Source organism: Paenarthrobacter sp. NPDC056912 (genome assembly GCF_042786555.1).
Taxonomy (GTDB): domain Bacteria; phylum Actinomycetota; class Actinomycetes; order Actinomycetales; family Micrococcaceae; genus Arthrobacter.
In genome coordinates this window covers 1-24,732 of record NZ_JBHUCD010000019.1, presented here as the reverse complement: position 1 = coordinate 24,732, position 24,732 = coordinate 1, and the positions used below count along the sequence as shown (strand labels likewise).

27 protein-coding genes are annotated in these 24,732 nt (G+C 62.8%); 10 read left to right on the top strand and 17 right to left on the bottom strand.

Annotated elements, in window-relative coordinates; genetic code table 11:
* Positions 1 to 37 precede the first annotated feature (37 nt).
* The 3 genes from ACFRJ9_RS18690 to ppk2 form a co-directional block, all read right to left on the bottom strand.
* On the bottom strand, positions 38 to 736 hold the full coding sequence (locus tag ACFRJ9_RS18690; protein WP_377670998.1) for a hypothetical protein: 699 nt from the start codon (positions 734 to 736) through the stop codon (positions 38 to 40).
* A complete protein-coding gene (locus tag ACFRJ9_RS18685; RefSeq protein WP_377670995.1) occupies positions 733 to 1,260 on the bottom strand; it encodes an RNA polymerase sigma factor in 528 nt (175 codons plus the stop codon). The genes ACFRJ9_RS18690 and ACFRJ9_RS18685 overlap by 4 nt, the downstream gene beginning before the upstream one ends.
* A 107-nt stretch (positions 1,261 to 1,367) precedes the next feature.
* Positions 1,368 to 2,303, bottom strand: a complete 936-nt coding sequence (gene ppk2 / locus ACFRJ9_RS18680) for a polyphosphate kinase 2 (protein WP_377670993.1) — start codon at positions 2,301 to 2,303, stop codon at positions 1,368 to 1,370.
* A gap of 273 nt (positions 2,304 to 2,576) precedes the next feature.
* On the opposite strand from ppk2, the gene ACFRJ9_RS18675 reads away from it, so the two are divergent.
* Both ACFRJ9_RS18675 and ACFRJ9_RS18670 read left to right on the top strand, forming a co-directional pair.
* Positions 2,577 to 3,872, top strand: coding sequence for an exo-beta-N-acetylmuramidase NamZ domain-containing protein (locus tag ACFRJ9_RS18675; protein WP_377670990.1), 1,296 nt, complete (start codon positions 2,577 to 2,579; stop codon positions 3,870 to 3,872).
* A 44-nt stretch (positions 3,873 to 3,916) separates the two neighbouring features.
* Entirely contained in the window at positions 3,917 to 5,944 is a 2,028-nt protein-coding gene (locus tag ACFRJ9_RS18670; protein WP_377670988.1) for a glycoside hydrolase family 3 protein, read from the top strand.
* A 38-nt stretch (positions 5,945 to 5,982) separates the two neighbouring features.
* Here the strand turns inward: ACFRJ9_RS18670 and ACFRJ9_RS18665 are convergent, their stop codons facing one another.
* Positions 5,983 to 6,999 (bottom strand): YdcF family protein, encoded by a 1,017-nt coding sequence (locus tag ACFRJ9_RS18665; RefSeq protein WP_377670985.1) that lies wholly within the window; start codon positions 6,997 to 6,999, stop codon positions 5,983 to 5,985.
* A 243-nt stretch (positions 7,000 to 7,242) separates the two neighbouring features.
* Positions 7,243 to 7,728 carry a GNAT family N-acetyltransferase gene (locus ACFRJ9_RS18660; RefSeq protein ID WP_377670983.1) on the bottom strand — a complete coding sequence of 162 codons (486 nt, stop codon included), beginning with the start codon at positions 7,726 to 7,728 and terminating at the stop codon, positions 7,243 to 7,245.
* Between the two features lie 107 nt (positions 7,729 to 7,835).
* Here ACFRJ9_RS18660 and ACFRJ9_RS18655 point away from each other — a divergent pair, with 107 nt between their 5' ends.
* Positions 7,836 to 8,216 (top strand): bleomycin resistance protein, encoded by a 381-nt coding sequence (locus tag ACFRJ9_RS18655; RefSeq protein WP_377670980.1) that lies wholly within the window; start codon positions 7,836 to 7,838, stop codon positions 8,214 to 8,216.
* Between the two features lie 39 nt (positions 8,217 to 8,255).
* Here the strand turns inward: ACFRJ9_RS18655 and ACFRJ9_RS18650 are convergent, their stop codons facing one another.
* Genes ACFRJ9_RS18650 through ACFRJ9_RS18620 form a run of 7 tightly spaced genes read right to left on the bottom strand, consistent with a single transcriptional unit; the run spans position 8,256 to position 14,987 of the window.
* Positions 8,256 to 8,912: an alpha/beta fold hydrolase gene (locus ACFRJ9_RS18650; RefSeq protein WP_377670978.1), complete on the bottom strand. Its 657-nt coding sequence runs from the start codon at positions 8,910 to 8,912 to the stop codon at positions 8,256 to 8,258.
* Between the two features lie 13 nt (positions 8,913 to 8,925).
* Positions 8,926 to 9,330: a rhodanese-like domain-containing protein gene (locus ACFRJ9_RS18645; protein WP_377670976.1), complete on the bottom strand. Its 405-nt coding sequence runs from the start codon at positions 9,328 to 9,330 to the stop codon at positions 8,926 to 8,928.
* Complete coding sequence (locus ACFRJ9_RS18640) at positions 9,327 to 10,142, bottom strand: IclR family transcriptional regulator (protein ID WP_377670974.1); 816 nt, start codon at positions 10,140 to 10,142, stop codon at positions 9,327 to 9,329. Before ACFRJ9_RS18640 ends, ACFRJ9_RS18645 begins: the two co-directional genes overlap by 4 nt.
* A 7-nt stretch (positions 10,143 to 10,149) precedes the next feature.
* Positions 10,150 to 11,763, bottom strand: coding sequence for a beta-N-acetylhexosaminidase (locus ACFRJ9_RS18635; RefSeq protein ID WP_377670971.1), 1,614 nt, complete (start codon positions 11,761 to 11,763; stop codon positions 10,150 to 10,152).
* Positions 11,760 to 12,671 (bottom strand): carbohydrate ABC transporter permease, encoded by a 912-nt coding sequence (locus tag ACFRJ9_RS18630; protein WP_377670969.1) that lies wholly within the window; start codon positions 12,669 to 12,671, stop codon positions 11,760 to 11,762. The genes ACFRJ9_RS18635 and ACFRJ9_RS18630 overlap by 4 nt, the downstream gene beginning before the upstream one ends.
* Entirely contained in the window at positions 12,668 to 13,660 is a 993-nt protein-coding gene (locus ACFRJ9_RS18625) for a carbohydrate ABC transporter permease (RefSeq protein ID WP_377670967.1), read from the bottom strand. Before ACFRJ9_RS18625 ends, ACFRJ9_RS18630 begins: the two co-directional genes overlap by 4 nt.
* Before the next feature lie 34 nt (positions 13,661 to 13,694).
* Positions 13,695 to 14,987, bottom strand: coding sequence for an extracellular solute-binding protein (locus ACFRJ9_RS18620; protein WP_377670964.1), 1,293 nt, complete (start codon positions 14,985 to 14,987; stop codon positions 13,695 to 13,697).
* A gap of 246 nt (positions 14,988 to 15,233) precedes the next feature.
* Here ACFRJ9_RS18620 and ACFRJ9_RS18615 point away from each other — a divergent pair, with 246 nt between their 5' ends.
* Genes ACFRJ9_RS18615 through ACFRJ9_RS18605 form a run of 3 tightly spaced genes read left to right on the top strand, consistent with a single transcriptional unit; the run spans position 15,234 to position 18,362 of the window.
* Positions 15,234 to 15,599 (top strand): metal-sensitive transcriptional regulator, encoded by a 366-nt coding sequence (locus ACFRJ9_RS18615; protein WP_377670961.1) that lies wholly within the window; start codon positions 15,234 to 15,236, stop codon positions 15,597 to 15,599.
* Positions 15,600 to 15,648: 49 nt separating this feature from the next.
* Positions 15,649 to 15,882, top strand: a complete 234-nt coding sequence (locus ACFRJ9_RS18610) for a heavy-metal-associated domain-containing protein (RefSeq protein ID WP_377670959.1) — start codon at positions 15,649 to 15,651, stop codon at positions 15,880 to 15,882.
* 8 nt (positions 15,883 to 15,890) lie between these two features.
* The gene (locus ACFRJ9_RS18605) at positions 15,891 to 18,362 is read left to right on the top strand and encodes a heavy metal translocating P-type ATPase (protein ID WP_377670956.1); all 2,472 of its coding nucleotides are present in this window, start codon (positions 15,891 to 15,893) and stop codon (positions 18,360 to 18,362) included.
* A gap of 73 nt (positions 18,363 to 18,435) precedes the next feature.
* On the opposite strand, the gene ACFRJ9_RS18600 is transcribed toward ACFRJ9_RS18605, so the two are convergent.
* A complete protein-coding gene (locus tag ACFRJ9_RS18600) occupies positions 18,436 to 18,708 on the bottom strand; it encodes a DUF2277 domain-containing protein (RefSeq protein ID WP_257369872.1) in 273 nt (90 codons plus the stop codon).
* 157 nt (positions 18,709 to 18,865) lie between these two features.
* Here ACFRJ9_RS18600 and ACFRJ9_RS18595 point away from each other — a divergent pair, with 157 nt between their 5' ends.
* On the top strand, positions 18,866 to 19,129 hold the full coding sequence (locus tag ACFRJ9_RS18595; RefSeq protein ID WP_377670954.1) for a WXG100 family type VII secretion target: 264 nt from the start codon (positions 18,866 to 18,868) through the stop codon (positions 19,127 to 19,129).
* Between the two features lie 60 nt (positions 19,130 to 19,189).
* Here the strand turns inward: ACFRJ9_RS18595 and ACFRJ9_RS18590 are convergent, their stop codons facing one another.
* Entirely contained in the window at positions 19,190 to 20,236 is a 1,047-nt protein-coding gene (locus ACFRJ9_RS18590) for a DMT family transporter (protein WP_377670952.1), read from the bottom strand.
* Between the two features lie 71 nt (positions 20,237 to 20,307).
* On the opposite strand from ACFRJ9_RS18590, the gene ACFRJ9_RS18585 reads away from it, so the two are divergent.
* A complete protein-coding gene (locus ACFRJ9_RS18585; RefSeq protein ID WP_377670950.1) occupies positions 20,308 to 20,856 on the top strand; it encodes a CGNR zinc finger domain-containing protein in 549 nt (182 codons plus the stop codon).
* 78 nt (positions 20,857 to 20,934) lie between these two features.
* Here the strand turns inward: ACFRJ9_RS18585 and ACFRJ9_RS18580 are convergent, their stop codons facing one another.
* The 3 genes from ACFRJ9_RS18580 to ACFRJ9_RS18570 all read right to left on the bottom strand — a co-directional run bounded on the left by ACFRJ9_RS18580 (position 20,935) and on the right by ACFRJ9_RS18570 (position 23,295).
* Positions 20,935 to 21,285, bottom strand: coding sequence for a hypothetical protein (locus ACFRJ9_RS18580; RefSeq protein WP_377670948.1), 351 nt, complete (start codon positions 21,283 to 21,285; stop codon positions 20,935 to 20,937).
* Between the two features lie 75 nt (positions 21,286 to 21,360).
* A complete protein-coding gene (locus tag ACFRJ9_RS18575; protein WP_377670945.1) occupies positions 21,361 to 21,945 on the bottom strand; it encodes a hypothetical protein in 585 nt (194 codons plus the stop codon).
* Between the two features lie 9 nt (positions 21,946 to 21,954).
* The gene (locus ACFRJ9_RS18570; RefSeq protein ID WP_377670944.1) at positions 21,955 to 23,295 is read right to left on the bottom strand and encodes an MATE family efflux transporter; all 1,341 of its coding nucleotides are present in this window, start codon (positions 23,293 to 23,295) and stop codon (positions 21,955 to 21,957) included.
* A gap of 41 nt (positions 23,296 to 23,336) precedes the next feature.
* On the opposite strand from ACFRJ9_RS18570, the gene ACFRJ9_RS18565 reads away from it, so the two are divergent.
* Both ACFRJ9_RS18565 and ACFRJ9_RS18560 read left to right on the top strand, forming a co-directional pair.
* Entirely contained in the window at positions 23,337 to 23,936 is a 600-nt protein-coding gene (locus ACFRJ9_RS18565) for an antibiotic biosynthesis monooxygenase (RefSeq protein ID WP_377670942.1), read from the top strand.
* Positions 23,937 to 24,158: 222 nt separating this feature from the next.
* Entirely contained in the window at positions 24,159 to 24,593 is a 435-nt protein-coding gene (locus ACFRJ9_RS18560) for a DoxX family protein (RefSeq protein ID WP_377670939.1), read from the top strand.
* Positions 24,594 to 24,732: the final 139 nt, after the last annotated feature.

The following is a 24,732-nucleotide window of genomic DNA, read 5'->3' as shown; positions in this document are numbered from 1 at the left end:
CCGACGTCGCGTTTTGGCGCTAATCCCGGCTTTGGCGCTAATCCCAGCTTTGGACCAGGAATGCCCAGCCCTGCGGGGAGCACTCTCCCGGGTCCACGTCGCCGGAACCCCCTCCGAATGCGAAGTTATCGCCAATGTTCAAGGATTTGCCATCGGGAAAAACCACTCCCGTCTCGGTGACGGTTGTCCCGGCGGGAAAGATGAGTCCGCCCGAGCTGCCGTCCGGGGCTTCGCCGGCAAAGCAGCCTCCGCTGTTCACACTGAGCTTTCCCATGTTCAGCGCGTCCATATGGAAGTCTGCTTCCGGGTCATTAGCTACCGCAGCTTTGTTGCCGTTGCCGCCGGTGACAATGTGGTTGTTGAAGGTTGGCATCCGGAGTCCCGTAATTTCGGGCAGCGGCGAATAGCCGGGAGCTCCCGTTTCGGGCGAAACGCCAGGTTGCGTGGCAGTCGGCACCGCGTGTCCCACCAGCGGTTCAGGCATGGAAGACGCCACAACCACGCCGGCAACAACTGCAGCGGCAGCCGCAGCGGCCAGCCCGTAGCCGGCAATGAGCCGGATACGGCGCTTTCCGGGCTGCTTGTGGAAATCGGCAATTGAGCCGCCCACGGCAAGGTAGCCGGCGTCAGCGTCCATGGCGGCCAGGCTCTTCTCGCGGCTCCGGGACAGCTCTTCTTCCGTGATCGCCAAAGCCGGATCGGCTGCGGTCAGTCGTTCTGTGGTGTCCTTGCTCATCGCTCCACATCCTCCGTAGCTTGATCCGTCCGAAGTAGCTTGCCCAGCTCTTTCCGTGCTCTGTGCAGGCGCATCCGGACGGCCGTTGCGGTGACATTGAGCAGGATGGAAATTTCGGCTGAAGTGAACCCGTCCCAATACGTCAGGAGGAGAACTTCACGCTCCTCTGGCTTGAGCCGATCCAGCGCGTCCCGCACACCCTCGTCCGGGGACTCCGGCTCCAGACTGCGTTGCCCCTCCAACTCCTGTGCGAGGTTGGTGGAGCGGAGCGTGGACCGCCGGTGGTTGCGGAGGACGTTGCGGGCTATGCCGAAGACAACCAGCACGGACAAATCCTGATCGTGACGGGTCTTTTCCCAGGCGATCCGGAAGACTTCCGCGCTGAGGTCCTCCGCCGTGGAGACTCCCTCGGTGCGCCGCCGGAAATATCGGTAGACCTGGTCGTGGCAGGCGGCATGTGCTGCCAGGAACCGTTGCTGCCTCCCCCCAACCACGCGATCTCCTTGGTCTGTTTGCACGCTCATACCCGGTTAATGTCCGGCTCCCCGAAATATGTAACGGGATTCCGGTACGTACTGCTTAAAGTACGACGTCGGCACCCAAGGTGGGTGCCGACGTCGCGCTTTGTTTGTTAGTCGCCTACAGCGTCGCGGCCGCGGCGGAGAATGAGGGGATCGGCCTCGTAGACAACGGACGTGTCCTTGTCGTCATAGTCGAACTGGTTGAGGAAGAAACGCATGGCGTTGATGCGGGCGCGCTTCTTGTCGTTCGACTTGATGGTGATCCAGGGCGCGTGGTCCGAGTCCGTGTGAAGGAACGTCTGCTCTTTGGCGTCGGTGTATTCGTCCCAACGGCCCAGTGACGCCAGGTCCATGGGCGAGAGCTTCCAACGGCGCACGGGGTCTATCTGGCGGATCGCGAAACGTGTGCGCTGCTCTTGCCTGGTCACGGAGAACCAGAACTTGGTCACGTGGATACCCGCGTCCACGAGCATCTTTTCGAAGACGGGGGCTTGGCCCATGAAGGTGTCGAACTCGTCGTCGGTGCAGAAGCCCATCACGCGTTCCACGTTGGCGCGGTTGTACCAGGACCGGTCAAACATCACGATCTCGCCTGCGGTGGGAAGGTGCTGGATGTAGCGCTGGAAGTACCACTGTCCCTGCTCGCGGTCGGAGGGCTTGGCGAGCGCCACAGTCCGGGCGGAGCGCGGGTCAAGGTGCTCCGTGAACCGCTTGATGGTTCCACCCTTGCCTGCGGCGTCGCGGCCTTCGAAGACAATCACGTGCTTGAGGCCGCGGTCCTGGCCCCAGTACTGGAATTTCAGCAGCTCAATCTGCAGGCGGTACTTCTCCATTTCATACTCGTCACGGGACATCCGCTGTTCATAGGGATAGTCCTCGTTCCAGGTTTCCACCGCCAACCCGCCGGGATCGATGAGGTCCGGGTCCTCCCCTTGCCCTCCGCTGATGGTGTAGCCCAACTCCACGAGGTGGTCGATGGTTTCACGCAGGTTGTCCCTGACCCACCAATTGTCCAGCGGTGTGGATAGTGAGTTTGACTCCGTCATGCGGTTCCTCCTGGTCGGCCGGTAGTGGGCGGCAGCCTAACAACCCCGGGTGACGGGAACGTGAACAGCCCTCCTTGCTGCCGTGTATGGAAATTACCCAATTGACAAAGTTTGTGTAATTCATTGACGAACTCTCGGGGAGCTAATACCTTCGGTGTAAGGCAAGTCACAGGCTGGTCCGGGCCGCAGAAAAATGTCGGGGATTCACGGGAACGCGGTAATGCCGTATGCGTCCGCAGGCCTCCACCATGCTCTTCATCGAAAGGCACACCCATGACGATTGACCGAAGAAGACTGATCCGTGCGTCGGGACTTGGCGCCGCCGCTGCCCTCGCCGCACCCCTCGCATCCATCACCAACGCCCAGGCGACCCCGGCGCTGGACGCGGGAAAACCAGGATCTCCGGTCAATGGCGCGGACGTGGCCGCGGCCAATAAATGGAACATTTTCGCCGGGCGCAAGGTCGGCGTCATCACCAACCCCACCGGTGTGCTGGCCAACCTCCGCTCCATCGTGGATGACATGGCGGACAAGGGTGTCAACGTGGGTGCAGTGTTCGGGCCCGAGCATGGATTCCGCGGAACGGCCCAGGACGGAGCGAGCGAGGGGACGTCAGTGGACCCGCGAACGGGCATCACGGTCTACGACTCCTACGGCGCCGAAGTTGCGGACTACGCGGGCTACTTCAAGGCATCCGGCGTGGACACCATCTGCTTCGACATCCAGGATGTCGGGGCGCGCTTCTACACGTACATCTGGACCATGTGGGGCGCCATGCAGGCGGCCTCCCAAACCGGGGCCAAGTTTGTGGTCCTGGACCGCCCAAACCCCGTTGGCGGGCAAGCGCGGGGGCCGGTCCTGCAAGGCGGGTTCGAATCCGGAGTAGGCCGCTTGGGCATCGCGCTCCAGCACGGAATGACCGTTGGGGAGCTTGCCAAGTACTTCAACGCCGTCCATCTGCCGGCCGCCGGCCTCAAGCCCATCAAGGACCTTGAAATCGTGGCGGTTCGGGGATGGCGCCGTGAAATGACCGGCCCGGACAACCGGGCCGCCTGGATCCTCCCCAGCCCCAACATGCCAACACCTGAGACGGCCACCCTGCATCCCGGCACGGCCCTGTTCGAGGCGACGAATATGTCAGAAGGCCGCGGCACAACCCGGCCGTTCGAACTGATCGGCGCCCCGTATGTGGACTACCGCTGGGCCGAGGCACTCAACAGCAAGCGGCTCAGCGGTGTCACTTTCCGGGAAGCGTACTTCCAACCGACGCTCTCGAAAAACCAAGGACTGGTCTGCGGGGGCGTGCAGGTCCACATCACTGATCCCGCCCGCGTGGAAGCGCTGGAAGTTGGCACGCACATGCTCGTGGAAGCCAAAAGGCTGTACCCGGGCTTCGATTGGCGCGGCGACGGAGGGCGCTGGATGGGGCTGCTGAGCGGTTCGGCCCGCTTTGCCGAACAGCTCGACGCCGGTACTGACGCCGCGACGATCATCGGCAGCTGGCGCTCCGAACTGGGTCAGTTCGTTCGCGACACCCGCGAGTACCTCCTGTATAACGGCCGGCGCTAGCCCTGCTGACGGCTTCAACCTCCACTGAGACGATTGGGATTCACATGTACAGAAAAGGAACCACCCTCATGACGGCGGCGGCCACTGCCCTTCTCATGGTTGGCGCAGGCACGGCAGTTGCCGCTGTGCCCGTGAACAACACACCGACGACGACGACCTCCCCGGCTCCCGACATCGACGCCATGATCGCCGGCATGACGCTGGACGAAAAAATCGGCCAGATGACCTGGACCCATGTCTATGGTTCGTCAGCGGATGACACCTCCATGGCCGCAAGCAACCAGGACCGGTACGGCGTCAACACACCGGCCGAAGTAGTGGCAAAGTACAACCTCGGCGGTGTCCTCTACTTCGCGTGGTCCGGGAACACGAACAACCCCCAGCAGGTAGCCGGCCTCTCCAATGGCCTGCAGCGGGTCGCCACGGGCGAAGACGGAAGCGGCATCCCGCTGGCAGTCACCATAGACCAGGAGGGCGGCCTTGTTGCCCGCATAGGCGCACCCGCAACTGTGCTCCCGGGCAACATGGCACTGGGTGCCGCTGCAGATAGGGACCTTGCCCGCGCACAGGGCGAAATCCTCGGCTCCGAGATGCGGGCCATGGGCATCAACGTTGATTTTGCGCCTGTGCTGGATCTTAACTCGAACCCGGACAACCCCGTCATTGGAATCCGGTCCATGGGCGAGGACCCCGGCCTGGTCAGCACGCTGGGTGTCGCCCAAATCGAAGGCATGCAAGCACACAGCGTAGGCGCAGCAGCCAAGCACTTCCCCGGGCACGGAGACACTTCAGTGGATTCCCACTACGGCCTGCCGACCGTCACCTACGACCGCGCCACCTTGAACAAGCATCTGGAACCGTTCAAGGCCGCGATCGGTGCGGGCGTGGACATGGTCATGACCGCGCACATCATCGTCGAGGCGATTGATCCCGACATGCCGGGCACGCTGTCCCACAAGGTTCTCACCGGTCTGCTCCGCGACGAGCTGGGTTTCAGGGGACTGGTTACTACGGACGCACTGGACATGGCGGCCATGGCCGCCGAATGGCCACAGGAAGAAATAGCGGTCAAAGCCATTCAGGCCGGTACCGATATCCTCCTCAACTCCCCCGACGTCGATGCCTCCTTCGCAGGCGTCCGCGACGCCGTAAAGTCCGGTGAAATCACCGAAGCCCGCCTCGACGAATCGGTTCGGCGAATCCTCGAATGGAAGGTCAAACGTGGAGTCTTCACGCAACCCCTGGCGGATCCCGGCAGCGTGAACAAACTTGTTGGCACCGCGGAAAACCTAGCCACAGCAGACCTGATCTCCGACCACGCCGTCACGCTGCTGCGCAACAAGGACCGCGTACTGCCCCTTGCATCGGGCAGTTCCGTGCTCATGGTCGGCGCCGGTTCGGGACGTCCGGAACTGGCAGGGCCCACGTTCAAGGAACAGGGATTCGCTGTCACTGAAGACTACGAGAATGGAGCCTCGCCCTCCGCCGCCTACCGGGCACGTGCGGTTGCCGCCGCCGGCAACGTCGACGCCGTGGTCTTCGCCTCTTACAACGCCACCAGCAACGCTGCGCAGCAACAGATGGTGGCAGAGCTCGCAGCGACCGGGACACCCGTCATCGTGGTTGCGACACGCAATCCCTACGATGTCAGTGTCTTCCCCGGCGCCGCCGCCGTGCTCAACAGCTATGGGAACAACAAGGTCAACTTCCATGGTGTCGTGCGCGCCGTTTCCGGGGCGGTCAACCCCGGCGGCAAACTGCCGGTCAACATCCCCGAAGCCGACGGCGACGGCGTGCTCCTGCCCCTGGGCTTCGGCCTCCGATACGACACCGCGACGCCTGTGGACGTCACGTTTACAGACCGGCCCGGCCACGGGCAGGACGCCTTCACCATCCCCGCCGTGGCGGGCGTGAAATATCTCATCAACGGCAAGGAAGTTGCAGCCGGGAGCTACAGGAAACCCAACGGAACAGTGACCGTCACGGCCGCTGCCCGGCCGGGGTACGTCTTTACCGGCGGTGCAGTCACCCAGTGGAGCCACACCTTCACCACGGGGGTCCCCAACTCGTAGGGCTTCACAACTTGCAGGGCTTCACAACTCGTACGGCTTCACACCACCGGCGAATCCATCAGTGCGACCGTGATGAGCAAGGCAATCCCGAACATCGGCAGGCAAAGGACCATGTTGGTCAGGCGGTTGTCCCTCATCACGGCCACGAATTCCCGCAGGAAAGCACTGGGCACGAAGTACCTTGCCGTCGGGGCACCCACCACCTCCGCGTTGATCTTCTGCCGGCGGGACAGAAGAGCAGCGCGGAGCACGTGGTAGTTGTTGGTGCACACGAGCAACGGACCCTGGATGCCGCGCTCTGCCAGCAAAGCAACGGAATACGCGAGGTTCTCGCGGGTAGTGGCGGCTTGGTTCTCCTCCAGTACATCTGCTTCCGCTGCACCCTTGGCCACCAAGTACTCCTTCATGGCTTCGGACTCCGGCCGGGGTTCATCCGGGCCTTGGCCCCCGGAAGGGACCAAAAGAGGCCTCACCGCCGTGACGCCGTCGTAAATTTCCAAAGCCTTGTTCAAGCGCGCGGCGAGCAAGGGCGGGACCTTGCCGTCGATCAGGCCGGACCCCAGGACGATGACGGCGGCCGGATTCGGGGTGAACCGCATTTTTGAATACACCACCGCGTACCCAAGAAAGACCACGAACGCGCAGCCAAGGTAGGCGCACAGGAAGAACGCCAAGGCCGCGATGCCGGCCAACACCGGCTGCCCGCTGAGCACGAACAAGAACGCAACCACCGGTGCGAGGAAGACCGCAAGCCCCACAGCGAAAGGCAGGAAGCTGGTGACGCCCGGCCCTTCCTTGCGGACCATGGTGACGCCGTTGGCGATCAGGAAGCCGGCAAACACGAAAATGCTGATGACGGGCACCACCAACACCACCAGGTTCAACCATTCGAACCACGGATTCAGGTCAGTCAGGAAATCAAGGATTGCCTGCAGGAGGAACCACGCCGCCACCGCAAGCAGCACGCCGTTCCGCAACCGGCGCCGGTCTGACTGGTATGAGGCAAGGAAGATCCCTGCAAAGAGAAGGCCAATGACCAGGTTCACCATGGTCATTAAGACTTTACACGGTTGCTCTGTGAGCGGCTGGCAGTCTGGTGCTGTGGCGGGCCGGGGTGTGACTCTCCCATGGGTTTGCCTCCGAAGTGAGCTTTCCGGAGTGCGCTTTCTTGGATATGTCCGCCTTGGCCGGCCCGGCATCGGTTCTGTCTACAGCGCTGGCCCAATTAGAAGCATGCCCACCCGATCACCGGTGCCCGCCACATGATGGTGAGCGGGAGATCGGTGACCTTCCTCGGATCAGGGTCGCTTTGCGCTCATGAGCAGTCCAACCCCGCCTGTGAAGGTCGTCGTGTGAAACTGTGGGCCGCGGGCTACTTCAGTGAAGTGCCACCTCCTGTGTAACTCGATGGATGGGGTGTTTCCGGCATTGACGACGTACCAGGCTTCTGGCTCTCGTGACCAGATCCATTGCAGTCGCGCCTCCGTGATTGCGCTGCCGACCCCGCGGCGGCGCTGGGAGGATAGGACCGAGACGCCGCCGAGATAATGTCCTGAAGGCGCGTCCCCGTCTGAGTAATCCCAATAGTGCGTTTTCCCCCAGCCGACGACGGTGGCGCCGAGGATGGCCACTGCGACATGTCTGTTTTCGTCTTTCACCGCAGCCTCAAGTGCCAAAGGATCCAGTTGAGTCCGGCCGGTTTGGCATTCCAAGAAGATGATGGACGGCACGTCCAGAAGGCGGGCGGTGCGTATTTCCACCTCGCCAGCGTTCATTTTCGTCATGTCCGCATCCTTCGTTTGATCCAGCCAGTGCTATGAATGACCCTAAGTCACATCCCAATCCGGGCACTTAGCGGTATCGAAAGTCAGCGAAGTGCCACTATTGGTCCATGGCCCAGACCCCGGCGCTTGACCGAGCCGTACCGAATCTCCCGTCTCGAGACTTCGATGCTACTGAAGCGTTCTACGCGGGATTCGGTTTTGGACGGTTGTTCCGCGACGAGGGTTGGATGATCCTGGTGCGGGCAGGTTTGCAGCTTGAATTCTTTCCAGCCCCGGGCTTTGATCCATTTTCGAGCAGCTTCATGTGCTGCTTGCGCGTTGCTGACGTCGATGAACTGTACAACGCCATTCTCCGCTCCGGCGTACCGGTCACCACCTCCGGCATGCCGCGCCTGCACCCCGTCCGCATGCAGACATGGGGTCTCCGGGCCGGGTACCTCATAGACCCCGACGGTACCCAGCTCACTCTGATCGAGCAGCGGGACTGACTGAGTACGTGGCCTCATGCCGTACTAGGCGGCTCATGCTCAGGGGTCGGACGAGGCGATTTCCTGGGCGAAGTTGTTGAGGGCCGCAGCTACGTCGCCCGGATTGCTCAACGTGGCGTAGTGACCGCCGGGGATCTCCACCGGTTCGATTCCCAGCCGCTCGCGAACTTGGCGCCTCATGAACGACGGTGGAAAGAAGAGGTCATCGCGGCACAGAATCCCCAGGGTTGGCACATCCGGACGCTTGCCGGGCCAAGGTCCTGACATCCAGGCACCCTGCTGGTCCCGCTCCTTGTCGCGGGCCTGCTGAGCGAGGGTGTCAGGGACCAGGTTGAAGAATGCTTCGTCGGGAATAGTCTCGCGATCATGGCCCGTGTTGGTCCACCAGTCGCCGAATGTTTCGCCCGGCGTTGGAATCATTGCTGAGAGGTACACCAGGCCGTCGGAGTGGAGTTCGTCGCAGACCAAAGGGGCCGTGAAGCCACCCAGCGAGTGCCCCACCACGATGGTGTGCTGCGCATCGCCCACCGCTTCCGTCACGGCCTGGGTATAGTCCTCAAGCCCGGCATGACGGTCTTCGATTGGCAGGTCAACAGCAATGACGGCATGCCCCGATGCCTCAAGCAGTGGCTTGACCAGATGCCAGTCCCACGCCGTGGAACCACCACCGTGAATAAGTACGAAAACCGCCATCATCCCCCGTTTCAACTCAGGCCGTGTGTGCCGTCACCAGCGCATCCGGCTTACTTTGAATGGTCCCCGCGGCTGTTTCCACGGGGAGCCCGTTCCTGATCCAGTACTCGATTCCACCGATCATTTCCTTGACGGAGTATCCCAGTTCCGCGAAAGCGAGCGCGGCGAAGGTACTGCCGTTGCACCCGGGGCCCCAGGAGTACACCACTACCTGTGAACCCGCCGGGATCAGGTCAGGGGCCTTCGCTGGAATCTGGGCCGTCGGGATATGTACGGCATCGGGAATATGTCCGTGGTCCCAGGAAGATCGCCTCCGGGTGTCCACTACAAGCAATGATCCGGGCTCGGACTCAGCTACTTCCATGACGTCTATCTCGCATTGAAGCTTGGCGCGGAAATATGCGGCGGGATCCACTGTCATGCGAGTTTCGCCAGCTTCGCAGACGCCCGGCGCGAACCGAGTTTCGCGGAAATCCGCAGGCTTGTTTCGGCGGCCATGGGCCCGACTTCCCTGACCCGCTTGGCCGTCATCCGAGAAGACAGCGAAGATACGGACAATGCCGCCACCACGTGATCGTCGTGCCCGAAAATGGGTGCGGCCACGCATCGGACTTCCGGCTCATTCTCGCGATCGTCAATGGAGTATCCGCGCCTTCGGATGGCCTCAAAGTCGGCGCGGAGCAGTGCCGGATCGGTGATGGTCTTCTCCGTGAGAGGCGCAAGTTTCCCTGCGAGGATCGGTCCCACTACCTCCTCCGGACTGAAGGCGAGCATGGCCTTGCCCACTGCGGTGCAATAGGCCGGCATGGTGGCGCCTACCCGGGAAGCCATCCGCACTGTGGCTTCATCCTCCACCTTGTCCAGGTAGACCACGTCGTGCCCGGAAAGCACCACCAGGTGGCAAGTGCTTTCCGTGGCACGCATAAGGCTTCGGAGCTCGCCGTTGGCCACGCTGCGCAAGTCCACCCGGTCGAGATAGGACTGTCCCAGGCGCAGGCAGCCGTGGCCCAGCCGGAACTTGCCGGTCTCATGGTCGCGTTCCAACAGGTTCTCGTCCAACAAGGGCGCGGCCAGGCGCAACAGGGTGCTCTTGTTCAGTCCGGAGAGCCGGGCGAGCTCCACCAGCGCCAGGCCATCACCGTTGCCGGGTTGTTCTGCCACGACAGCCAGCAAGGCCAGCGCCTTTCGGAGTGATGCCGAGGAATTCCGGGCATCCTTGCCTTCAGTAGTCACTCAAGTCCTATCCAACAGCGGCGCGCTGCTCGGCGTCGTAATCGCGTTTCCAACCCTCCACGCCCGGCCGCTGCTGCCACGGAGCCGGGCCGGTCAATGGCCGATACTCCACGCCCATCGCATCGAGCCGTTTCAGGTGAGCGCCGGTAAGCCGGGTCAGGAACTCATCGTAGTCCCGCTCTTCGGGCTTGGACCAGAACACCTCGGAGATCGCGCTCAGGCGTGGGAAAGCTGCGAACTGAACCCTGCGGAGTGAGTCCAGGTGTTCGGTCCAGATGTTGGCTTGGGCACCGAGCAGGCGGCCGGGGAAGTCCGTGTCTTCAACACCGGGCAGTGGTTCGAACTCGTAGACGGCCTGCAGGGTGGTCACGAAACCAACGGGTACTGGCTCGTCGTCGCCATCGGCCTGCCGGTGGTCGAGGTAGAGCTTGTGCTCGGGGCACATCACAACGTCGTAGCCCTTGCGGAGGGCGTCAATGCCGCCCTCGTACCCGCGCCAGGACGCCACGAGCGCACCTTCCGGAAGGCCGCCGTCGCCGATTTCGTCCCACACGGAGGTGGCGCGGCCGTGGCGCTGCAGATGCAACGCCAACTGCCCGACGAACCAGCTGTGCAGGCCGGACACATCGTGCAGGCCCAACTCTTCAGCTTTCGCCTTCGCCTGCGGACTTGTCTGCCATTGCGTGAGGGGAACCTCGTCGCCTCCCAGGCTTATCCACGGGGAGGGGAAGATCTCCACCACTTCGTCGAGAACGTTCCGGTAGAACTCCAGCGAGGTTTCCGAAACGTCCAACACGGTCTCGTTGATACCCCAGCGCGTCCAGACCTCCACAGGGCCGTCACCCGCACCCAGCTCCGGGTACGCCGCAATGGCCGCCTGGCTGTGGCCCGGAACGTCGATCTCCGGGATGACAGTGATGTGCCGGTCAGCGGCGAATGCCACAATCTCCCGGAGGTCGTCCTGCGTGTAGAAGCCACCGTGCGGCAGGCCATCGAACACGCCTGCACGCCATGAACCGCGCGACGATTCACGCCGCCAGGCACCGGTCTCGGTGAGCTTGGGATAGCGGTTGATCTGAATCCGCCAGCCTTGGTCGTCCGTGAGGTGCAAGTGCAGGACGTTGAGTTTGTGCATGCCCATCACTTCGATGAACCGGAGCACGTTGTCCTTGGGCATGAAATGCCGCGCGACATCCAGCATGGTGCCGCGGTAGCCGAAACGCGGCTTGTCCTCCACAGAAACCTTCGGTATCGGCCAGCTGTCCCTTGGGGCGAGGGGAGCCTGCCGCAGCGCGCTTGGTCCCATGAGTTGCAGGAGCGTCTGCGCCGCGTAGAACGCGCCCGCTTCGCTGCCCGCATGAATCACGACGGCGTCACTCACCTCGAGGCGGTAAGCCTCGGCGACGAGTTCGGGGTCAAGCAGGAGGCGGATGCCCGCCGTTCTGGCCGGTGCGGGAGCCAGGTCCCAACCCGTAGCTTCGCCCAAAGCCCGGGCGAGCCAACGGCGTGGACCATTCAGCTCGGGATCGGCACCGACGGTAGTGCCGGCGTCGAGTTCCAATTCGCCTGTCCCCGCGGAGAAGGACCACGGCGCTGGAACCAAGTCGTGACGGGCGCTCATCCCTTCACCGCCCCGGCCAGTCCGGACACGAGCTTGCGCTGCACTGACACAAAGAAGATCAGCACGGGAATGGTCATGATGACCGAGCCTGCCATGATGGCGCCCCAATCGTTTTGGTCGGGCTTGAAGAACGTCAGGAGTGCCATGGGCAGGGTCTGGTTCTCTTGGGCGGAAATGATGAAGGTCTTGGCGAACAGGAAGTCGTTCCAGGTGGAGATGAAGGAGAAGACCGAGCATGCCACCACGCCGGGCGCCACCAAGGGGAACAGGATGGAGCGCACAAACCGGAAGCTGCTGGCACCGTCCAGGCGGGCGGCTTCTTCGACTTCCAAGGGCACAGCGGCCACGAAGCCACGCAACATCCAGATGGCGAACGGGATACTGAAGCCCACATGCACCAGGACCAGCGAACCGAGCTGGTTCAGGCCCACCAACGGGATGGCCTCACCGGCGTTCCGCAGCAGGAAGAACAGCGGAATGGTCAGCGCCTCCACGGGCACCATCTGCGACACAAGGATGATGATGAGCAGCTTGGTGCGCATCTTGAAGTTGTAGCGGGTCAGCGCCACTGCCGCGAGGAACGCCAGGACGGTGGACAGCACTACAACCACCAACGCCACGATCACGCTGTTCAGGAAGTACTGGCCAAAATTGTTGACCCCCAGGACGCGCCCGAACGAGTCCAGCGATGGTTCCAGCGTGTACGGCGCCGCATCACCGGCGTCGAGCGCGGTTTTGGGCTTCAATGCAGACAGAACCATCCAGAACAGCGGGAAGGCTACGATCAGCGCGATGACGATCGCCACGGCGTCGGCACCGAAACGGCGCCTGCCGTGCTTGCGGAACTTCTGCGGGGCGTCCGCTTTCATGTTTCGGCGCGAGACTGATGAAACGTCGACGGCGGTCATAGGGCTTCGCCTGTTCTCTTGAGGATCCGGAGGTAGACCATCGTGATGACCATCAGCAGGGCGGTCATGATCACACCGAGCGCTGAACCGAGTCCGTAGAGGCTCGCCGCGAACGCCTGTTGATAGCCATAGACGTTCAGCACGAGGTTCTGTCCTGCGATGCCACCGCCGTTGGTCATGATGTAGATCTGCGAGAAGATCTTGAAGTTCCAGATGATGGACTGGATGGTCACCACGATCACGATGGGTCGCAACATAGGGAGCATGATGCTGCGCGCAATGCGTGGCATGGAGGCGCCGTCGATCCTGGCGGCTTCAATGACTTCGGTCGGGATCGCCTGAATTCCGGCGTAGACCGTAACCAGCACGAACGGGAACGAGCACCACACCACTTCGCTGGCCACAAGACCAAAAGCAGACCATTTGTCGTAGGTCCAGGAGTAGCCCTCAAACTGCGTGAGCCCGATACCCACCAAAGTCTTGTTGACCAGACCGAGCGTGGGGTCGAACAAGAACAGCCACACAGCGCTGCCTGTGACTGCCGGGGTGGCCCAAGCGCCGAGCGAAACAACGAAGAGCATCGAACGGACCCACGGGCGGAGCCTCGTGGCAAGCACTGCCAGCGAACTGCCCACCAACAACGTGAAGACCACGCAGGCGGTGGCGAAGACCACGGTGTTGCCAAGGACCGTCCAGAACTGGGGATCGCCGAAGAGCTTCTGGTAGTTCTCCAAACCCACGAACTTGAGGGGCGCTTTACCGCTGACCTGCGCCTGGCGGTAGTCGTACAGCGAGACATTGATGAGCTGGAAGATCGGATAACCGAGCAGTGCGATCAGGACGATGAACGCCGGAGCAAGGTAGAGCCAGGGCTCCAGTCCGCGCTTTCCGTTGGTGAAACGCCCGGACTTGCGTGCCGCCGTCGTCGATCCTTTGCCTGGAGTGCTGCCCTGAGGCGCATCGGGCCGCACGGGGGCGAGGGCTGTCATGGTGTGCCTTCGGTTGGTGATGGGAGGCAGCGCATTACTTGGAACCGAATGCGGTGTTCATGGCGGCCGCGGCCTCGGTGGTTGCCGCGTTCACGTCAGCCTTGCCCGTAACCACCTTCTGGTACATCCCCGTGAAGACACCCTGGGCGTCGATGGTGGACCAGTTTTCCGTGACCGGGACAAACTTGGTTCCGGCACCCAGGGTGTCGATGAACGGTGCAACCTGCTTGTTGTTCTCCGCCACGGACTTCTGGACGTCGCTGAAGGTGGGGAGGTTGCCCATGGAGTCGAACATCTTCTGCTGGTACTTCTTGCTGGCCAGCAGCTTCACGAAGTCAGCTGCGAGCGTGCGGCGTTCGCTGCTGTTGAAGACACCCAGGTTGTTGCCGCCGGCAAAAGCCGGTGCGATGGAGCCGGCAGTCTTGCCGGGAACCGGAACCACGGCGAACTTGTCCTTGATGGCGCTGGCTGCAACGGCCTTGTAGTTGAAGTCGCCGCCGATGGTCATGGCCGACTTGCCGGCGATGAACTGCTGGACGCTGGCGTTTCCACCGAACTCAGCGCAGGTCTGGGCCGGGCAGATATCGTCCTTGAGGAGGCGCGTGTAAGCGGCAACGCCGTCGCGTGACTGCGTCGAATCCAGGCCGGAAACGAAGGTGTCGCCTTCCTTCGTGGCGATTTCGCCGCCGTTGGCCCACAGGTACGGCATGGCGGAGAACTGGGCAGCGCCGCCGACGGAGATGCCCAGCAGGTCCGGGTTTGCCGCACGGACGGCGCGGGCAACGGTTTCTACCTCGTCCAGGGTCTTGGGAACCTCAAGACCGAGCTGCTGCAGGAGATCCGTACGGTAGTAGAGGGCACGAACGCCAACGAACCACGGCACACCGTAGTTCTTGCCGTCGATCTCTGTGGTGTCCAGGATCTTCTCGTCCAGGTCCTTGGCCTCGTCCCAGGACTTGATGTCCTCGGTGACATCAGCCAGGCCTCCGGATGCCACATAGCTGGCCAGGTCCGTGTTGCCGAATTCAGCTACGTCCGGTGCGCTCGACGGATCATTGAATGCGGCCTTGAAGCGCTCTGCCCGGCTGTCCACGGGAATGTACTGGACGTCGATCTTGGCACCACTGTGTGCCGCTTCGAATTCGGAAACTGCTTCCTTGACCACTGCGGACTTGGGATCCTGGTTGACCTCGGAGAAGAGCCAGACACGGACGGTGCCGGTCTGCTCGTCCGAGCTGGAAGCTGCGTTGTTTGACGTGGGCGGAGCGCAAGCGGTCAATGCGAGCGCTGCGATGGCTATTGCCGCGGCGGAGCGTGCGAGTTTCAAGTGTCCTCCATGGAGAAAAGTCGGGTTCCGCGGGACTTCCCCCTCCGCGGCTATGAGACCAAACACTATGAACGCGCCGGTGTGGGCGGAAGCACATTTCCCAAAAGGTTTGCATTGCAAAACAAGAATCCAGTTTTTTGGCATTTTGGTCTATACCTTCAGCTCCTCGAGTGCTTTCTCCCTTCTTCACGACGATACCCCCGGGGGGTACTTGTGCAATACCCCCTATGGGTATATGTTGAAAACATGAGCAACGTAGATTTGAAGCTGAGTGATCCTGACGCTCTGCCCATCGAGGTGGACCTGGAGCATGCCGCCCCGCATGGCTACTCCAGCAACAAGGACGCTTACCTCCGCCGCCTCAAACGCATCGAGGGACAAGTGCGGGGTATCGCACGCATGGTGGAGGACGACAAATACTGCATCGACATCCTCACGCAGGTTGCCGCAGCCACCAAGGCCCTCCACGCGGTCAGTCTCGGGCTTGTTGAAGAGCACATCGGCCACTGTGTAGTCGGCGCTGCCTCCGAACCCGACCCCCAGGCCCGCGCCGAGCAGATCGACGCCAAAGTCAAGGAGGCCACAGATGCCATCGGGCGCCTGCTGCGGTAACACCGCCAACAACCACCACACCATTCAACTCACCACCAAGGAGTCCGCCATGAGCCAGCCCATCCAGACCAACGTCAACGTTTCCGGAATGACCTGCGGCCACTGCGTCTCCAGCGTGAGCGAAGAACTCGAAGCCCTCAGCGGCGTGGAGGAAGTGGCCGTGGACCTCAATCCCGGGGGCCTGTCCACCGTGACCATCACCTCAACCAAGGAGCTCTCGCCGTCGGAAATCGGCGAGGCCGTGGCAGAAGCCGGCTACCTGGTGGTAGCCAACCAAGCGTAGGAGTCCTCTTGAGTCACCAGGAGACCATCAATCAACTCGCACACCGGGTCATCGAACTGGACATAGAGGGCATGACCTGCGCCTCTTGCGTCAATCGAGTGGAACGGAAACTTGGCAAGCTCGAAGGCGTGGAGGCCAGCGTAAACCTCCCCCTCGAATCAGCTCATGTCACGGTTCCGCCCACCGTGACGGACCAGCAAATCGTGGACACGGTCAACGCGACGGGCTACAAAGCCACCGTCCGCCAAGCCCCGGCCCCGCACACCCGGGAACAGCTCCCCCACGAACACCACGGACACGCCCCTGCAAAACAAACCCCCGAGAGCGGCGACGCTGCACTGGCGCCGGAAACCGCACAAAGCGGCGACGCCGGTGGTCCGCGGCAGCATGCGCCCGGCGGAGGAACGGTCGAGCATACCGGGCATGGCGCCGCGCAAGTCGGACATGACGCGCAAGCCGGACACACCGGCCATGAGGGGCATGACGACCACATGGCTCACGGGCCGGCAGCTTCAACGCTCCTTCCGCGCCTGATCGCTGCGGCCTTGCTGACGGTGCCCGTTTTCGCGATCTCCATGATCCCTGCGCTTCAGTTCGCCAACTGGGGCTGGGTTGTGGGCGCGTTGGCCCTGCCGGTGGTCAGTTGGGCGGCTTGGCCGTTCCACAGGGCAGCGGCCATCAATGCCCGGCACTTCGCGTCCACCATGGACACCCTGGTGTCCATCGGAGTCATCGCCGCGTACCTGTACTCTGCGTGGCAACTGTTCGCAGATCCTCGCATGACCGAACACCCAGGTATGGAGGGCATGTCCGGCGGCGGTCTGTACTTCGAGGTCGCCGCAGTTGTCACTACCTTCCTCCTTTTGGGTCGCTACCTTGAGGCGAATGCGAAGGCCAAGGCCGGCAACGCACTGAAAGCGCTGCTGAACCTGGGCGCCAAGGATGCCACGATCCTGGTGGGTGGCCTGGAACAGAAAATCCCGGCCGAACAGCTTCTTGTGGACGACGTCATGGTGGTCCGTCCCGGCGAGAAGATCGCAACGGACGGGGTTGTCACGGACGGCGCATCCGCCGTGGACGCTTCGCTGGTGACTGGCGAATCAGTGCCGGTTGAGGTTGGTCCGGGCAGCGTCGTAACGGGTGCCACCATCAACACGTCCGGCCGCCTGTTGGTCCGGGCAACGCGCGTCGGCTCAGATACAACGCTCGCCCAGATGGGGCGGCTGGTCAGCCAGGCGCAGACCGGCAAGGCACCGATCGCAAGGCTCGCTGACAGGATCAGTGCTGTCTTCGTCCCGATTGTTTTGATCATCGCCCTGGTCACTTTCCTGCTGTGGCTGTTCTTCTCGGGGGACCTCAACGCAGCATTCACCGCGGCTGTGGCTGTCCTGGTGATCGCCTGCCCCTGCGCCTTGGGGCTGGCAACGCCTGTTGGACTCCTGACGGGAACGGGCCGGGGCGCCCAGCTGGGCATCCTGATCAAGGGACCGCAGGTTCTTGAGGACACCCGGCATGTGGACACCATCCTGCTGGACAAGACGGGTACGGTCACCAGCGGAAAGCTCGCTGTGGACCATACATTGGCTCTTGGCGGCTACTCGACCGCCGCAGTGCTGACGCTGGCGGGAGCTGTCGAGTCAGCGTCTGAGCACCCGATTGCCCACGCGATCGCCGCAGCCGCCAAGGACTCAATGCCCGACGCCGGCGCTCTCCCAGGCGTTGACGGCTTCAGTTCGGCTCCGGGAGGTGGAGTGCGCGGAACCGTTGTGCTGGACGGCATGCCCAGGACGGTGGTGGTTGGGCGCTCCGGCTGGCTCGAGGAGAACGGCATCTCGCTCGACCCAACCCAACGGGAAGCCTTGGCCGCAGAAGAGAACGGCGGCGCTACGGCAATCTGGGTTGCAGTAGACGGTCTGCCTGCAGGAATTGTGAGCCTGAGTGACACCATCAAGCCGGGCTCCGCAGCAGCAATCCAGCGGCTGAAGGACTTGGGCATCCGCCCCATCCTGCTGACCGGAGACAACGCCGCCGTGGCCGCCCAAGTGGCTGCCGCCGTCGGGATTTCACCGGATGATGTATTCGCCGGAGTCTTGCCGGAGGGCAAAGTCGAGGCGGTCCGGAAGCTTCAGGAGTCGGGAGCCACAGTGGCCATGGCCGGCGATGGCGTCAACGACGCCGCGGCTTTGGCACAGTCTGATCTGGGCATTGCGATGGGCTCGGGCACGGATGTTGCCATCGAAGCCTCGGACCTCACGGTCATGGGGAGCGAGCTGGGCCAGCTGGTACAGGCAATCGAACTATCCCGCCGGACGCTGTCCACCATCAAGACAAACCTGTTCTGGGCCTTCTTCTACAACGCGATCGGCATTCCGGTGGCCGCTCTTGGCTTCCTGAACCCCATGATCGCGGGCGCGGCAATGGCAGCAAGCTCGGTACTGGTTGTCGCGAATTCCCTGCGGCTCCGCTCGTTCGGGAAGTAAGCCCAACTGACTGGCAGTAGTGGTTGTTCTGAGCCATCAGAACAACCACTACTGCCAGCTACTTTGCGTGGGCCTACGCCGTGCCGAAGCGGATAGCGGCCCGGGCCCTCGCCTTTGCGGCTTCCTCGTCGCGGTTCTTCGCAGGGGCGTGACTGACCAAGGAGTCCAGGAGATGTTGTGTGATGTGGGCGATCTCGTGGACTGCCTCCGCGAAGGCTTCCTCGTTGTCTTTGGATGGCTTGGTCGACCCACTGATCTTGCGAACGTATTGCAGCGCTGCGGCCTCCACTTCGGCGGTGGTGGCATGCGGTTCGAAGTTATGCAGGGTCCTGATATTTCGGCACATATCCCATGCTAACCATGGGCAGTGCTGCATGGGGAGGGGTGCCCATCGACGGTCTTTCGAATCCCGGGATAGGTTTTAGCTATTGGATCTTCCGGATGAGCCGGAGGCCGCTGGGGATGCCGAAGAGCTCGGGTCCGAACAAATGAAGGAGAATCTCATGGCTATTTGGGGTGCAGATGTTGATCAGCTTCGTCAGCTCGGTAACAAGCTGAAGGCAGGTGCCGAGAGCATCGAGCAGCAGCGTTCACAGCTCAAGGGCGCTCTTGACGGCACCGACTGGAAGGGCCCTGACGCTGACAAGTTCCGCGGCGAGTGGGACAGCCAGCACGCTTCCAACTTGAAGAAGGTTGCCGACGCACTTCGCGAAGCCGGCGATCGCGCTCAGAAGAACGCTGAGCAGCAGCAGCAGGCTTCCAACTAAGACAGTTGGGAAGGACCCGGACGCATCGGCGTCCGGGTCCTTTGTTTTAAGTAGTGTCGCCTAGTTCCGAGGCTCTTTGGTTACATGCCCCGATGGGACGGGTTCGACGTCGTTCGCGTGATCCAAGACCCGGGCGGCGGCTAGCTCCGCATCCTGGCGGGCGGCCCTGCGGTCGCCGCGCAACTCATCGACGCGGACCAGGACCACACCTCCCACAATCAGGAGTCCGCCCAGCAGCTGGATTGGACCGGGCAGTTCGCCCAGGAGCAGCCAAGCCCACACCACCGCGAACAGCACTTCGGTCAGGGACACGAAGGAAGCCACTTTGGAGCCCAGGCTGCGGGCGGCCATGATCCCGGAAACGTACGCGAGGACCGTTGCCAGGACGATCAGCCCCACCGCGGACACCCACCACGGAGTGGTCCACGGTCCGAGGGTGGTGTCAGCGGTGCTGAACGTCATCGGCAGCAGCCCGAGGATCCCTACCAACCACATCACCAGCGCACCCACCATGAGCCCGCCTGAAGCGAGCACCAGCGGGGGAAGTGTGTCGTTCTCTTTTGCCGTGATGAAGAAGTAGATCACCAAGCAAACGGCAGCGGCCATGCCCCAGAGAACCCCGACGAAGTCGACTTTCACGGCACCCGTTAGATCAAGCACCAGGACAAGGCCACCCAGTGACAGCAGGGCGCCCGCCGAGGTGAGGGCCCGTGGCCGGCGTCGGCTGGCGATCCACAGCCACAGCACGATCATGACCGGGGCAAGGTACTCGAGCAGCAGCGCTACGCCTACCGACAGTCGAGCAACGGCGTTGAAGTAGAAGAGTTGGCAGCCTGCCACCCCAATGAGGCCGAACAGCAGGATGGTGAGCCAGTTGTCCTTGAGCTGGTGCCAACGGCCCCGGAGAACCACGACGGCGGGGATCGCCAGTATGATCGCGGCACCAGTGAGGCGCACGGCAACGGCGGCGCCGGGTGACCAGCCGGTTTCCAGCATCGATTTGGCGAACGAGCCGGACGTGCCGAAAACAGCGGAGGAAAACAACGCGATGCCGAGTCCTGATGCCAGGAAACCTTTTGCATCAGCCTTCGTCGTTGGAGCTGACACAGCAGCCTCCTGTCAGGAGTAAAGTGGGCTTATGGTCATGACAGTACTCCCGAAACATGTAAGGAGTCAAAGTGCTTTTTGCGCCTGACACCGAGGTTGCCCTTCGTAGCGTCGTCAACCTGGTCAACACTGCAGCCAACGGCGAGGATTCTCTCACTTCCGTGGAAGACCTCAACGCGTTCCTGGACGCCGAAGAGTTCACGGGCTCCAGGACCGGGAATGCGGCGGAATTGCGCAGCATCAAGCGGCTCCGCAGTGAACTCGCAGCCCTCTGGAGTGCCGACGAGGACACCGCCGCCAAGTCCGTCAACAAACTGCTCGCGGACGCCAAAGCGCTGCCCCAACTCGTCAAACACGACCATTGGGACTGGCACCTCCACGCCACCACCCCGGAAGCTCCATTGGCAGACCGAATGGGCACCGAAGCCGCGATGGCCATCATCGACGTGATCCGCAGTAAAGAAATGGACCGCATGCGTGTGTGCGCGGCCGACGACTGCGACGCCGTGGTGCTGGACCTGAGCCGCAACCGCTCCAAGCTCTACTGCGACACAGGAAACTGCGCCAACCGAGCCCACGTAGCGGCGTACCGGGCACGAAAGGCCGCCGAGGGCGAGTAGACGTGACGGTGGCGCCACCCAAACCACACCACCGCACCAAAAAGCGCTCCCCCACCACAGTGAGGAAGCGCTGGAAGTTTAGCGGCCGGCGTCGGGCGTTTCAGTCTCGTCAGGCGAGTCCGGGGCGGCCGACCCGCCATGGCCGTGCCGCTTGGAGCTGAGGTTGACTCCGGAGCCCTTGCCGAGGTGGTCGGCGTTCTCCTTGTGACTCATGGACAGCATTGCAGCCACCACGAGGCTCACGATGAACGCGATGCCCGCGCCCGTGAAAGCGAGGTCGAACCGCGGTGCGTGGGCGCTACCGCCGGAGGCGAAGATCAGCACGGCCACAAAGGCCAGCACTGCAAAGAACGCGGAGAACATGAGGGGTCCCTTGACCGAGGTCCGCATCTTGCGCGGTTCTCCTGGTGTCTGGTCTGCCACGGTCATTCCTCCAATGGTGGCGGGCCTGTTCGGCTCCCCGCCGGTCTGCAATAGTTCTACAACGAGTAGAACGTCCAGCTACTAGTTTACGGCCTCGGGCGAAGCCCCCGGCGCAGCGGGCTGAGCGGGGGCTTGCGTAGCTGTCCGGGCATCGTGCCGCAGGGTCAATCCGGACAGCATCCACAGCACGCCTGTAAGGATCGCGCCGCCGCCGGCCACACCCAAAAGCGCGTGGGCACCCAGCGGGATGAAGAACGGAAGCGCGAGCGCGGTGCCAACGGAAAATACACCGGAAATAAGCCAATCCCGGGCCAAGGAGTCGCGCTTCCGGAGGCCATGAACCACTTCAAGGAGGCCAAGCACCAGCAAGGCCAGCAGGGCGGAAAGCGCTACGCCCGCATCTGACTGGGTAACCAGCGCGCCCACTCCGCCGATCGCGACCACCACCGGTACGGCAACGGGCAAAGCGCGGGACATCCACAGCGACACCGCCGTCGCCAGCAGGTACAGCCCCACAGCCCACGCCAGGACCTGCACGGAGGGCGAACCCCAGAAGATGGTGACCAAGCCGAACACCGACGCAACCGCAGCACGGATCAGCACGGGTTTCCAGAGCCCGGCCGCGGAGGCAGAAGGAGTCTGGGCGGGAGTCGTTGGGAGAGTCACCCGTCCAGTTTAGTGCGAACCGAGCACCATCCACCGATCCGTCCGCGCACGCAGGCCCAAGGTAACCCCTCGGGCCAGCATGTAGCCCAGCGCGAAGGCGGCCCACAACCAGACGAGCCCCGCCTCGCCGTCGGGCTTTACTTCGTGGATCACCGCCAGCAGCGGCAGATAGACCACCAGATTTACGACGCCGGCAATCGCCAGGTAGCGCGCGTCGCCGGCGCCAATGAGCACGCCGTCCAGGACGAAGACGTATCCGGCCAGCGGCTGTCCTATCGCAAGGATCCACAAGGCAACGGTCAGGGCGGAACGAACGCCGGCGTCGGACGTGAAGAGGTAGCCGGCCCACGGAGCCGCCACGGCCAGGAGCACCCCGGTAATCACGCCGAATCCGAGGCCCCACCGGACCATGGTGCGGGTCAATTCCCGGACTCGATGGGCGTTTCCGGCGCCCAGCTCCTTGCCGATCAAAGCCTGAGCCGCGATGGCAAGGGCATCCAGGGCGAACGCGAGGAAGGAAAAGATGGTCATGGCCAACTGGTGCGCGGCCAAGTTGACGGCGCCTTGGGCGGTCACCACGATGACGGTGGCGAGGATCGCGAGGCGAAGGCTAAGGGTGCGGAGCATGAGCCAAGAACCCACCTTGGTCATGGCCCGGACGCCGTGCCAATCGGGCTTCAGGGACACGCCATGCTGCCTTGCGTTGCGGCTGACCATCACCAGATAGACGGCGGCCATGGCCCATTGCGCGATGCTCGTGCCGATCGCCGAACCCGCCACGGACAGCCCCAGGCCGTAGACAAGGAACACGTTGAGCGCAATGTTGAGGGCAAAGCCGGCTGTTGCCACGAGCAACGGGGTCCTGGTGTCCTGGAGGCCGCGGAGGACACCGGTTCCGGCAAAGATGAGGAGCATCGCGGCCAGGCCGGGCATTGACCAGCGCAAATAGTCGACGGCGAAGCCGCGCACCTCGCCGCTGGCCCCCATGAAGCCAACCAGGGGCTCGGCCGCTACGAAGCCGGCCACTGCGAGCGCCAGCCCAAGGAGCAAAGCCAGCCAGACGCCGTCGCGCCCTGCTGCCAAAGCCTTCCCCAGCTTGCCGTCGCCGATAGCTCGGGCAACGGCCGGCGTGGTGGAGTAGGCAAGGAAGACCATGAGCCCCACGGCAGTGTGCAAAATGGTGGACGCCAACCCCACCCCGGCAAGCTGGTCTACGCCTAGATGGCCCACGATTGCGGAGTCGGCCAGCAGGAACAGCGGCTCGGCGATGAGCGCGCCGAAGGCAGGCACGGCCAGGCGCAGGATTTCGCGGGCGTTGGAGCGGGTGGGTGTGGTTGTGGTTTGAGGCACTAAACAAGCCTAGTCCGCCGCGGGCCGGGTACATTTGGGCCGTGTCACACGAGCATCCCGTTACCGTTTCCGTTGCCCGCACCATCCTGCCCGGTTACACCCGGCAGGCGAACGCGTGGGCCCATGCCGGCCAGGAGTTGGCCCGCGAATGGCCTGGTTACTTGGGATCGGGGTGGGTCCGGACCGCCGCCGATTCGGATGAATGGAACATGCTGTACCGCTTCGCCGACGCCGCCTCGCTGCAGGAGTGGGAGGAGTCCGAGGAGCGCCGATGGTGGATCGACAGCGCCAGGGACATGATGGAAACCACCCGGGTGGAGCGGCACACGGGCATCGAAGGCTGGTTCTCCCGGCCCGGTGACGTCTCAGTTGTGATTCCCGAGACCGTTGTGCCGCCGCGCTGGAAGCAAGCCGTCAGCATCTTTCTGCCGTTTTTCCCGCTCAGCCTTTTGGCGAACTTCCTCCTGCATCCTTTGATCCAGGACTGGCCGTTGGTGTTCCAAGTGCTCCTCACGGTCTGCATTCTGACGCCATTGATGACCTATCTCTTCCTGCCGATCACCACCCGGTTGTTGCAGCCGTGGCTTCAGGCGAAGCCGGCCAGGAAACGTCGGATCCAGGCAAAGGGGCCCACGCGATGACGTTCACTCTCTCCGTTGACCAGGACCGTGTGGACCGCGATTGGCTCTGGACCGAGCTCTCCACGAACGTCTACTGATGCCCACGGACTCTACAAACAGTTCGGATTTGCCGAGCCCGACACCCGGTATCTGGAGCGACCGGAAGTTCGATAGCTCCAGGTTTTGGTCATAAGGGGCCACGATTAGTTGACTCTTCAACCTATCTCCGCAAGGGTTGAAGGTATGAACAAGTCCAGCTTGACCACCACAGCCCTGACCATCCTGCGCGTCATTGCAGGATTTCTCTTCGCCGCGCACGGTTGGCAGAAGTTCAACGAATTCACCATTGCCGGCACGCAGGCCTCGTTCGCCCAGATGGGCGTGCCCGGCGCTTCCGCAGTAGCCCCGATCGTCGCAACACTCGAACTGGTGGGCGGCATTGCGCTCATCATCGGCCTCCTGACCCGCGTCTTCGCAGCCCTCCTGGCCGTCAACATGCTCGGCGCGCTCTTCCTGGTGCACGCAACGGCAGGCGTTTTCGTCGGCAACGGCGGCTACGAGCTGGTGCTGCTCTTCGCCGGCGCAGCCCTGGCCCTGGCACTTGCCGGCGCCGGCAAGATTTCCGCCGACGCAGCGCTGTTCGGCCGCTCGGGATCCAAGCTCCGCGTCCTCGCATAATCCCCCCCGACCCTCTCTCACCTAACTGCACTTAACTGCCGACGCTCGAAAATTGTCAAGCTGTGTGGAGTCACTGGGCTAGTTTTTGGGGTGTTTTGGTTTCGGGCAGGTTGATTCCGACGTGGGTGGCTGGGGCCGG